This is a genomic window from Nocardia fusca NBRC 14340, assembly GCF_001618425.1.
Taxonomy (GTDB): Bacteria; Actinomycetota; Actinomycetes; order Mycobacteriales; family Mycobacteriaceae; genus Nocardia; species Nocardia fusca.
Window position 1 is genome coordinate 45,633 of the sequence record NZ_BDCU01000040.1, and the last position, 11,915, is coordinate 57,547.

Here is an 11,915-nt window from a genome sequence, read left to right on the forward strand (position 1 = left end):
TGTCTGCTCGCTGCTGCATGGCCGGGGATGTCGTGGCTCTGACGTACGGTTGTTCGTATGGTGCGCATGGATGGGGGCGCTCGCGCAGCTTCCGGCCTCTTCTATCAGTATTTGTTCACGATCGAGTGGTTTCTGACGCTCATCGAGCGGCAATGGCCGGACGACACGTCGATCTGGATCGAGGACAGTACCGGCGTCTCGGTCGACGATCCGGATGTCATCGACTTCGCCGTCCACCATCGGGAACGGGGCATTGTCGCTGTTCATCAAGCGAAGTCCACGGTTGATCCCTCCAGCCGGACGATGACTGCCGCGGACGCTGTGACCGTGCTGGTTCGGCTATCGCGCTCGGCCGACTGTCCGGGCTACGTGTTGACGAACAACGCCCGGCCGGGCCGCGGGATCGCCGAATTGAGCGAGATTCTCGGCCAGGACCGGCGTTCGCTGTCCGATGACGCTTTTCTGTCGCGATTGCGGCAGCTCATCTCGGGTTCCGAAGCGGCCACCGCCGCCGTCGCGTCGGTCGGTGATTCCGATGCTGTGGACCGCCTTCGGCGATGCCGCGTTGAAGCATCTGGTGAGACCTCCGCCGCGATCCGAGCAAGGATCAGTGAGCGGATACGTGCGTGGCGCGGCGCGCGCGGGCTCGCTTTGGGAGACCGGGCCGCACGTCTACTGACGAACTCGTTGATCACCGAGGTGTTCGGACGCGCGGCGGGCGCCGTGGAGAGGGACCCGGGCTACAGTGGCGCGCCGGTGCGGAAGGTGTCGTTGGCTACCTTCGCCGGCTTCCTTGCGCAGTCCCCTCACCTGCTCGCCGAGGGCGTGGGCTTGGATGAGACATCGGTCGGGATCCATCATGTCCCCTCCGGCGAAGGAGTTGTGCGGCCTGAACAGCTGGCGGCGATCGGCGAACGCTTCGATAACGTGCGATCCCGGAAGACCCACCGATGCGCGCTGGTAGGGCGATCCGGGATTGGTAAAAGCCGACTGGCAGCGATGTATGCCCACAACACGCGAGAGTCCTACGATCGAGTCTGCTGGATCAACGCCGAATCACCGGACTCGATACTCGCCTCGATCATCAGCCAACGCCGCACGCTAGGTCTGGACGGACTCGAACAGCGTCCCGCCGACGAGCTGGCCGGGTTGTTCCGAGAATCGGTTTCCACCTTTACCGGTCGCTGGCTCATCGTGTTCGACAACGCCCGCCACCCGACCCAGATCGAGCGCTGGCTACCGCAGGCAGGTGCGGCGAACATCTTGATCACGTCGAACAACTCGGTCCATTGGACTGCGTTCCGGATGCTCCCCATACCGCGAATGAGCAACGATCAAGCGCTCGAGCTGCTCCGTTCGCGCCTCGAACACGACACCCCAACGACCGATTCCACGATCGCCGCCGAGAACGCCATCGTGAACAAGTTCCACGGATGGCCACTCGCGCTTCAGATCGTCGCGGCGCACTTCGGCTCGGTGTCGAGGCTGGAGCGCGGAGTGCATGCCTACCTGGCCTATATCGACGACTACGTTCTCGATGACGAATCACTCGATCGAGACGGCTATCCGCGCACGTTGCAGGCAGCGATCCATATCTGTATCGATCGTCTGGGCGACCATGCGGTTCGATCCGAGGATCCGGCCGCGACAACGGGACTCATCATGCTCGGGATGGGGTCGGTCTTCGCGGCCAACGACATACCCGAACAAATTCTCTACGCAACGGCAGCGATCCCCGAAGAGTTGCTCGAACACGATGATGGTCGTCCCGCCATGGTCCCCGACTACGAACTCCCCCAGGTCGACCGTGCGGTGCGCGGCATCCGCACGGAATCGCTGATCGACCAGAGCGAGAGCTCCGAGGACACATCCACACGGGAACTACGGACCCGGATCGATATCAACGACATCATCCAGCGCATCGTTCGCGAACGATTCGAACTCGAGGTATTGGTCAGCCGATCTGCCGCGCACCTGACATCATGGCTCGTCCACTACCTCATCCAGGGGCGATACGCCGAGGCCGTGGCGATCCAACCCCACGCACGCGCCGTCCTCGAACACACCACACAGTGCGCAGACCAGTTCGACAAACTCCGGTGGTGCGCGGTCCTGGCCGGCAATCTGGCCGAACTCCTCGACGTGCAGGGCCAGATCCCCGAAGCGATGCGATGGCTGACCCTGGCGCTCCAACTCCAGGATGCATTCCCCGGATCCACCCACCGGGCAAAGGCCAAGGCCTCACACCAACTGTTCAAATGCTCGACCCGCCTCGGCGGCAGCCGCGACGACATATACCCCTACGCCGAAGCCACCGTGGATGCCTTGGAAACCGCAGCGGCAGCACAGGATGCCCACTGGGAGGCAGAGAGCCTGCGGTTCAGTATCGAATCCTGGCTATCCACATCCATTGCCAAAGCCGAATTCGATCACAGCGATACGAGCCAGTTGATCAACCTCAAAGGGCGGGTCGATGCGCTTTCCGAACCGTTCCGGTCCAGCGCCACCGAGCCGCATCATGGTCTCATCCGCGCGGTCAACGGCCTCTTGCGCGACCACCGTGACACAGAAGCACTGGCCCTGATCGACGCGACACTCAGCCAGCTACCGGCCCATGAACACTTTCCCCGCATGATTGTTTCCGCCTACCGAATCGAAACGCTGACCTACCTCGGAAGACTCGCGGATGTATCGACTCAGCTCGACCAACTCGCAACGGATATGGCGGCCCACCCACAGGTACGGGCCGGGATCGGCACCATCGTGCTCGACGCAGGCACTGGGCTGTTCACCGAATGGGTAACCGGTAAAGACAGCCGGGTCGTGCCACTCATCGAACGAGTCGTCAGGCTCTGTGATCGTCTCCTCGTCAGTGACTACGACCGATACCGTCACGCTCTCCTGACCGCGTTCGACGCCAGCGTCCGGGGCGACTACACAGGTGTCCACTCGATCCTGCAGACCGCAGACTCCCTGCGACCATCCCAGATGCCGGACAACGTGCTGTCCTCACAAGCGCTCGAATACCTCATGTCCTGGCTGCATTACTGGCTGAAATGCAAAGACGTGGACAAGACCGCGCGGCTGATCCTCGCCTCACCTGTTGGATGGAGACCGCTCGACCTTATGGCCAGCTCGGCCACCGACTTGCTGGTGACGGTATCAAGCCGTGACATCGAAGGACTTCGCTCTTCTGATGTCTACCTCGCACAATGGACCGACCTCACCTATGGCGCAGACCGGATCGCCGAGCTCCGCGAACCGAACACGAACTCGCCGATCGCGCGCCTGCATATAGGGGCACCTGAAGGCATCGACGAGCATTCCGGCATGCCTGCCGACATCGACCTCGGCACGCTACGCAGACTGCTACTCACTACCAATGACCACCCCTACTGGACCGCCGAAGCTCACTTCATCAGCGCCCAGTGACCACCCACGGTGCGGCGCAGCACCACAGTGGTGCTCCACGCTCAGGCTGAGTGGGCTGTCGGCGTCTAGGGAGCGTTCTATGCACGACCGCCCATTCGAAGAGGTCAGGCACTCATCGAGGTCCCTGGTCCCGTCCCGCACGGTCCGGTCGCCACCACCGCGGTCGGCACGAGCAGAGCCGAGAACCCAGGCGGTGAATACGCACCGCAGGACGGTCCGCGGAGGCAGGAACCGAAAGCGTGCCCTGAAACCCTGGGCTTCACGGCACGCACCCCTCAGCGCGGCGACGATAGCCACAACCGCAGGAACAAGGCTGGATAAGGCGTGCGATCGTCACGGGTCGCTTCTTTCACTATCAGGAAGGGTCGGTACCGGAGTCTCGGGGCGTGGAAGCCCCCGCGTCCGGGTACCGGGGTTCGGGTCATGGGTGTAGACGGCAGGTTCGGACAGGATCGGGTAGGGGTGGCGCAGGAGTTGGTGCATGGCCAGCGAATTCAGAATCATTCCCGAACGCGAGTCTCAGGCCGACCGCTCCGGCCGATGCGAACTGGATGGGACGACAGGACAGAGGACGACTCGGCCCGCGGTAGCGAGAGCTGAGGGGATGACACAGAAACCTCCAAGAGGAGAAGCGGTTGCTATTCGTAGTCGTCGTTTCTGCACCCGGCGACATAGGCGTCCGACGCCAGCCACTGCCGGCACAGTGGCCCGTGCCCGCCGTGCTCGCTGCACACGAACAGTGCCTCCCCCAGCGACCCGAACCCGACATCACCATTAGCGCAGTCACTGTGACGTAACCGCCACAAGTCCCGCGCCGCCGAACTGACGCCCCCCGCAGCCGGATTCATCGCTGCCCGCGGGAAACTGTCGGCGGGCCAGCCGGTCCAGTCCGCGATCGATTCCAGGTAATCGGGCGCGAAGATCGGGGCGCCGGGCAACACGGGGATATCGAAGCCCGCCACGAACACGGGCAGCTGGCCGGCCAGGGCGAGGCGGTGTTCTCGCAGTTCGGTGAGAACTTGTTGAGCTTGTTGCGGGGTTTGCAGGTTGCGGGCGTTGTACCAGCCGCTGTGGTCATAGAGATACTCCAGGGCCACGACCGCGGCAGCCAAGCGAGCCAAGCGAGCGGCCTTCGGGTCGGTCATCGCGTTCGCGGCGATGAAAGCGGCGGTGACCATCAGTCGCACACCGGTCGTCCGGGCGAGATCGACTCCAGCCGAATCCCGGCCCAGCGCAAGCCCCTCCGGCTCGAATTGTGCGGCGCCGAGCGCCGAATACAGGTCCTGGCCCAGGATCTCTTCCCGCTGGGTGATCAACTCCAGCCACCACGGTCGGGTTTTCGGGGTGCCGTCCAAGGTCAGCACGCTCAGGGTACGGCCTGCTCGCCCGGCGGCGAGCAGCAGGACCCGATTGTCGCCTTCAGCGGTACCGGCGCCGGCTTGGTTGGCCAGCGAGTCCGAGATGTAATTGACCCGCAAATGGCCTTGGGCTCCGGCCAGGCGGCGGCAGGTCAGCAGAATCTGCTCCGCCCCCGCAATCAGAGTGGGTTTGACCACCATGAACCACAACGCGGGCAGGTCCTCGGACCGGGCGGCCATATCCCGGACCATCCGGCCCAGCACCGAGCCCGCGTACGCGTGCGCTGCCACGGTGGCGAGGTCGCGGAGCACGTCATCGCTGTCACCGTGCGGTCGCTGAGCCTTGTAGCTCACCATCGCGGCGACCGTGGCGAGAGCGGCGGCCTGGCTTGAGGTCGCCAGGTCCAGGCGGCCGCCTTGGAGTGGCCTGATCGTGTGGTGGAATCGCTGGCGGATCTCGATGTCGGACAGGAAACGGCCGTCTTCCCCGACCCGACCCCACTCACCGGCGAGCAACGCATCCGCGGGTACCAAGGTGCCGTTGAAGCGGATCGCGCCATGATCCATCGCCGCACCCAGTTTCGCCGACAGCGCCACCACCTCGACGCCCTCGGCCAGCCCCGCTTCTTCGGTACGCAGTCGGACCACGAACGCCAGCACTCCCTGCTCGCGGTCTGCGCCCAGTTCAGGGTCGTATTCGAGCAGTCGTGCGGTGACCACGACGATCTTGGGCACCGTCGGGTCGGCTACATTCGGCATGAGCTTGATCGCGCCGATATACGGAGTGGTCAACCGGAAGCCACCTGCCTCGGCATCCCAGCGGGCTTCGGTGTTCTGGTTGGCGCCGTTGGTGCCGGCCGCCTCGGTCAACGCCAGCACGCCGAGCGCGGCACCGATATTCAACTCGGCCAAGCACTGCCGCTGATACTCGCTGCCGTTACCCAACACGAGCAGTGACCAGATCACGAGGTCGAAGTTCCCGGTCCACACCGCATGCAGATGATGAGCTCCGATATGCGCCGCATCGCACAGCGCGCCTCGCAGGTGAACATCGGCGGCGATATCTTGTGCTGGCATGCCCACAGCGGCCAGCATCCCCCGCAGCAGATCCGGAGCAAGCCCGGCCTCCTGGCCTGCCGACATATGGTCCTGCGGGACATCGCCGAGGCCGAGGATGATCTCCCGTGCCTTGCGGTGGGTTTCCAGGTGCGGGCCGTAGATCGAGTCCCGCACCGCGGCGACGGTCGGGTCGTCGCCCTGATATCCCAGAGCAGTGATCGGGGCGGAAGCGATGGTGGTCATGGCGGGCAACTCTTTTCGTGTCGAGTCGATCATGGCGTCCTCTTTCCCGAGTGCGGGATCAGGAGATAACGGGTGCGAAGGTCGGTGGACCGGCACACCCGGGGTGTCATCGGAGGGCGGGCGCTGGCGGAATGATCAGTGGCGGTGTGGGTGGGAACGCGACGGGCACGGCCGCCGGTGCACGGTGGAACGGGCCGGGCCGCCACCCGATCTCATCGGCAAGTTCGGCTTCGGGGAAGGCGTCGAAGAAGTATCCGATGGCCTCGATCGCGATCTGTTTGGACATCTCCCGCGCCATATCCGGGCAGGCATGCGGGCCGCTGCCGTAGGCCAGATGCGCGCGGTTGTCGGTCCAGCCCCGGTTACCGACGATCGCGGGGTCGGTGTTGCAGGCGGCCATGCTCACCAGCACCGGCTGATCCGCTGGCAGCCACACTCGATCGACCAGAACCGGCTGGCGCGGGTAGCTGTTGCAGAGGTTGGCCATCGGCGGATCGTCGGCGAGGGTTTCTTCGACCGCATCACGCACCGGGGGCGTGAAGTGAGCGTTGTCGTGCCGATAGCGGACAGCGGTCAGCATCCGCCGTACCGTGTTCGCGATCAGATTGCGCACCGGTTCGATCCCCGCGGAGTAGATCGTGACCAGCTGATGCATCCGCTGCTCATCGGTGAGGTTCGGGCACCGGTGGACCAGCCAGGAGGCGATATCGGCGGCGGGGGTGCGGCGTTTGAGTTCGATCAACTCGAACAGAGCAGACGCGACCTCGGCGTTCACGTGCTCGGTGTCGACGCCTTCGAACATGGCCGCGATCGCCACACGCAGCCGTTCGCCGATCCCGGGTGGGCAGCCGACGGTCTCGTTGAGCACCGTGAACACCAGCGGGGTGATGAAATGCTCGATCAGTTCGACCTTCCCGGCCTGGCAGAACTTGTTGATCAGTGAGGCGGCGATCCGGATCGTGCGTTCCCGCACCGCGTGCAGATCGACTACCGACAATGCGGTCTGGAGCGCATCCCGGTGGCCGGTGTGCTCCTTGCCCGCGGTCCGCAGCGCGTTGGGCCGCCAGCCCAGCATCGGCAGCAGCGGATGATCATCCGGAAGGGATTTCTCCCATGTCCGTGGATCGGCCGGGAACCGGTCGGGGTCATTGAGGACCCGCACCGCGGTGTGGTAGCCGATAACCAGGGTTGCCGGGACATTCGGGGCGAGTTCGACCGGGGCCAGGGTTCGTCCGCCTTGGCGCATGCGCTCGTAGGCGGCGTAGGGGGCGATAGCGAAGGCGGGAGTATAGAGCTTGGTCTTCGGGCCGAGGCTTTCGATCGAACGGCTGCCGGCTCGGGATTGCTGGGTGACCATGATTTTTCGGTGTCCTCACAAAACGGGCATCAAGACGAAAGGCGAAGCAGCGGGGCAGCAGGTCAGTACGGCCGGGACCGGGCAGGTTCGAACCGCACCGGCACCGCGGTCGGCGACCGATGAAACGGGCTCGGTCGCCACACCAGCTCCCCAGCGAGCTCCATATCCGGCACCGCGTCCATGAGCTGGTCGATCGCGACCGTGGCGATCAACAGTGCGAGATCGCTGGCCAGGCAGGCATGTGCCCCGGCGCCGAACGCGATATGCGACCGGTTGCCGCGCCGGTCACCGCGGGCGATGGCCGGGTCGCGGTGAGACGCTGCGAGTCCGATCACGACCGGCCGGTGCGCGGGCAGCCACACGTTGCCGATCAGCTGCGGGACCTGCGGGTAGCGCACACACCATTGCGCCAAGGGCGGATTGTCGAACAACACCGCATCCAGCACGTCCCGTGTGGACATGCTGCCGCCCAGCGCGGCGTCCATCCGGTCATCGGTCAGTATCGACGCGATCGCGTTCGTGATCAGGCCGATGGTGGGCTCGACAGCCATCTCATAGATCAGAATGAGCTGCGCGACGACCTCGGACTCCGACCATCCTGGGTCGTCGTCGGCCAGCAGCCACGACATCACATCCGCGCCCGGGGCGGTGGTCTTCCATAGCACTGCCTCGCCCAACAACGATTCCAGCGTTCGACGCCCGGCCACCGCCGCAACCGCATCCCCTGCCTCGGCCAGTGCGGGGACCACTCGTGCCACCTCGTCCGCCATTTCCTCCGGGAGACCGACCAGCCGATTGACCGCGGCCAGGACCAGCGGGGCTGCGAACTGCCCACGCAGCTCCGCCTCGCCGCGATGCCAGAACTCGTTGATCAGCGCGACCGCGTCCCGTTCCACTTCCGCCTGCACCGCGTGCTGGTCCACGCGGCCCAGCGCCGCCATATGCGCACCCCGTAACCGGGAATGTTCGACACCGGAGGTCCGCGCGGGAGTCTGCCCCGACGCCAGCAGGGGCCGGACCGGGCACTCGACGGGCACCTTCTTCTGCCACTCCGCAGAAGTGGCCGGAAACCTCTCCGGGCTCTGAAGAACGTGCAGGGCGTCCTCATGCCCCATCACCAACGTCGCCGGTACACCAGGCGCCAGCTCCACCGGCACCAGCGACCCGAACTCCGCCCGCCACTCCCGGAATAACCGGGCCGGATCCGCAGCGAACTCAGCCGTGTACAGCGGTACAGCGCGGTCGTCCGGTGCAACCGGTGACCCCTGAACAACTGCAGGGTCGGCTGGCGGGGCACCCGATGGACGGGCAAATGGCATGGTCACAACACTCCAAACGGGGGTCGGTGCGCGTGGCGGCATTGCCGCATACGACCGGAAGATCGGGTGGTCCGGCGCAGTCCAGCGACACTTCGCTTGAGCTCTTGAATCAGCTCACCGTCGCTACTACCGGCCGCTTGTCGGCTGGAATCGACCCTGCCGGGACACGGTGTCGCATCTCCACACCCACGTAATGCCCATCTGAAACTTCTTGTGCCCGTGATGTCCCCTCTACATCCCTCTACGATGAGCAGAGCCAGCAGACGCAGGGAACCGAAAGGTCTGAAGGGGCAAAAGGGGAAACGGCGATGGCAACACGCCTCAAAACCGTGCTGCAGCAACAGCACCTACAAACACACACGGCGTTCTGCCGCGAATACGACAAGATCGCCGCCAGCATCGACCCCGACCTCGTCGGATCGGCCCCGCGGCGATCACAGTTCCACCGCTGGCTCTCCGGCGATGTGAAAGGACTCCCCTACCCCCATCACTGCCGGGTCCTGGAAAAGATGCTGCCCGGACACACCGCCACCGAGCTGTTCGCCTCCGATAGCGAGGTGCCCACCGAACGTTCACTATCCGCAGCGGCGGTTTCGGTCGCCGAGCAACATGGGGAACTGTCAGAATCTTCTCCCCGGCCGCGCGCTGTCGGTCCCGCGCCTACGACGTCCCCGTCTCTGCGCGTTCCTCAGTTGATGCAGTTGCCTCCTGACACTCACGATTTCACCGGCCGTGACGAGCAAGTATCGGTTCTGGTATCGCAGCTGGCCGGAACTCCGGGCCGGGCGGTGCCGATCGCTACGATCGTGGGGCCCGGGGGAATCGGGAAGACCGCCCTGGCCACGCACGTCGCGCACACGCTGGCCGACGTCTTCGCCGATGGCCAGCTCTATGTGAATCTCCGCGGCGTGGAATCGCAACCACTCTCCCCGGGAGAGGTGCTGTCCGGATTCCTGCGTGCTCTCGGTCTGAACGGGAGCGAAATACCGGAGGATCTGGACGAACGGGCACGGTTGTTCCGCGCCCAGCTCGCTGGCCGCCGGGTACTTGTCGTGCTGGACAACGCTGCCGCCGAGAACCAGCTGCGCCCACTGCTTCCTGGTTCACCCACATGCGCGGTCCTGGTTACGAGCCGCTCGCCGCTGGCCGCGCTGTCCGGCTCTCACACACTGAACCTCGGTGTCCTACCGAACGATCGAGCAATCGCTCTGCTCACCCGTCTGATCGGTCCCCATCGCGCCGGAGCAGAGCCGCGCGCGGTTGCCGATATCGCCCGGTTGTGTGGCTATCTGCCGCTGGCACTTCGTATCGCGGGTGCGCGACTGGTGTCACGGCCAGGATGGACGGTGGCATGGTTTGCCGACCGCCTGGCCGATAAGAGTCGCCGCCTGGATGTACTCAAAGCCGGCGATCTCGAGGTTCGTGCTTCGTTCGACCTCAGCTACCACGGCCGGAACACGGCCGAGCGAGAGACATTCGGACTGTTGTCGCTGACAGCCGCCACTTTTCCTGCCTGGAATGTCGCAGCCCTACTCGATATCGATCTCGCCGAAGCCGAGACACGGCTGGAGCAGCTGGTCGATGCGCAGCTCGTAGAGCTTGCCGGCACCGATGTGAACGGAACCGTCCGGTACCGGCTGCACGACCTGATGCGCGACTTCGCCCGGGAACAGGCAACCTCGCAGGGCAGCGCGGATGACCGTCGTGCCGCTGCGGCACGTCTGGTCGATCGGTACCTGCAGTGCGTACACGTCGCTGCGGCCCAACTGCACCCCGACGCGAACGAGCTGCCACGTGACGTCTTTTCCGGGCATACTCCCGCCCACATCGCCCGGGTGGACCCACGAAGCTGGTTCACCGCCGAGCGGTCGAATCTTCTCGCCGCCGTTGAGCTCGCCCATGAACTCGAGCTGTGGGATTCCACGTTCCGACTGACAGAAGCCCTTCCCCCGATGTTCGATTGGCGCGCCGACTGGCAGACCTGGGACCGTACCCACGAGCTGGCGTTGCACGCAGCGCAAAAGGCGGGCAACCACCGCGCCGAGGCCGCCATTCTCCGCAGTCTCGGGGCCTTATACCGCGAACTCGGCCGCTACGACGATGCCGTCGACAAGCTCGGCCGCGCCGCAGCCATTTTCCAAGACCTCGACGCACGGTCGGAATGGGCCGCTACCCTGCGCCTCCTCGGTGACACATTCCGATACCAAGGCCGACTACACGAAGCCATCACCCATTTCTCCACCGCACTCGACCTCGCCGATTCAGGCAGCGACACACGAATCGCGGCCGGAATCCACAACGGAATCGCCGACGCCAGCCGCGGACTGTCCCGCTGGGGCGATGCACGACGGCATTTCGATACGACCCTGGCGATATACCGCAGCGTCGCAGACCGACTCGAGGAAGCACGCGCTCGCGTCCGCTACGGCCTCGTGCATCGCGACCGCTGGCACAACGATCAAGCACTACAGACATTCGAAACGGCCCTGCCCATCTTTCACGAGTTCGACGACCAGCGTTGGCTAGCTCGCACCCAGCGCCACATTGCCGTCATCCACCGCAACGAAGACAACATCGCCCGCGCTCTGCCCCTGTTCGCCGAATGCCTCACCCGGTTCGCCAAGCTCTCCGACCGACGCGGTATCGCCGTGACACTACGTAATCGCGGAGACGCCTACCGCCTCGCGCAGGATTACCTGGCAGCCTCCACCGACCTCGCAAAGGCCCACGCCATTTTCCGATCTCTGAGTGACCAGCGATGGGTCGCCCGAACCCACCTCAGTCTCGCCGACCTCGACCGCCGGAACCAACGGTGGGACGACGCCATCCACGGCGCCAAGACCGCCCTGGACACATTCACCGCCATCGGTGACCGCCCCGGCGAAGCCCGCACACTACGCCAGATCGCCCTCATACACCGCGACGCCGGCGAACTGACCGCCGCAACCACCGCATTGGCCTCCGCCCACAAGATATTCGCCGAACTCCACGACCACCTGTGGATCGCCCGCGTTCAGGCCGGCCAGGCAACCCTCGCCGAAGCACAGGGCACAGATCCGACCCCCGAGATGCACGCTGCGCATGCCACCTGCCAGGGGCTCGGTATCACCGGACACCGGTTACAACTCGTGTTGCGAGAATGGTGAC

The 11,915-nt window shown here is 64.9% G+C and carries 5 protein-coding genes; 2 read left to right on the top strand and 3 right to left on the bottom strand.

Annotation, left to right across the window (positions count from 1 at the left end):
• Nucleotides 1-57: 57 nt before the first annotated feature.
• Nucleotides 58-3,432 carry an ATP-binding protein gene (locus NF4_RS25265; protein ID WP_063129872.1) on the top strand — a complete coding sequence of 1,125 codons (3,375 nt, stop codon included), beginning with the start codon at nucleotides 58-60 and terminating at the stop codon, nucleotides 3,430-3,432.
• 638 nt (nucleotides 3,433-4,070) lie between these two features.
• Here NF4_RS25265 and NF4_RS25270 read toward each other — a convergent pair.
• From NF4_RS25270 to NF4_RS25280, 3 genes are all read right to left on the bottom strand, one after another.
• The gene (locus tag NF4_RS25270; RefSeq protein WP_157120576.1) at nucleotides 4,071-6,125 is read right to left on the bottom strand and encodes a hypothetical protein; all 2,055 of its coding nucleotides are present in this window, start codon (nucleotides 6,123-6,125) and stop codon (nucleotides 4,071-4,073) included.
• 73 nt (nucleotides 6,126-6,198) lie between these two features.
• Nucleotides 6,199-7,449, bottom strand: coding sequence for a cytochrome P450 family protein (locus tag NF4_RS25275; RefSeq protein WP_063129874.1), 1,251 nt, complete (start codon nucleotides 7,447-7,449; stop codon nucleotides 6,199-6,201).
• 62 nt (nucleotides 7,450-7,511) lie between these two features.
• Nucleotides 7,512-8,606 carry a cytochrome P450 family protein gene (locus tag NF4_RS25280; RefSeq protein ID WP_198165476.1) on the bottom strand — a complete coding sequence of 365 codons (1,095 nt, stop codon included), beginning with the start codon at nucleotides 8,604-8,606 and terminating at the stop codon, nucleotides 7,512-7,514.
• Nucleotides 8,607-9,076: 470 nt separating this feature from the next.
• Here NF4_RS25280 and NF4_RS25285 point away from each other — a divergent pair, with 470 nt between their 5' ends.
• Complete coding sequence (locus tag NF4_RS25285) at nucleotides 9,077-11,914, top strand: ATP-binding protein (RefSeq protein WP_063129876.1); 2,838 nt, start codon at nucleotides 9,077-9,079, stop codon at nucleotides 11,912-11,914.
• Nucleotide 11,915 lies beyond the last annotated feature (1 nt).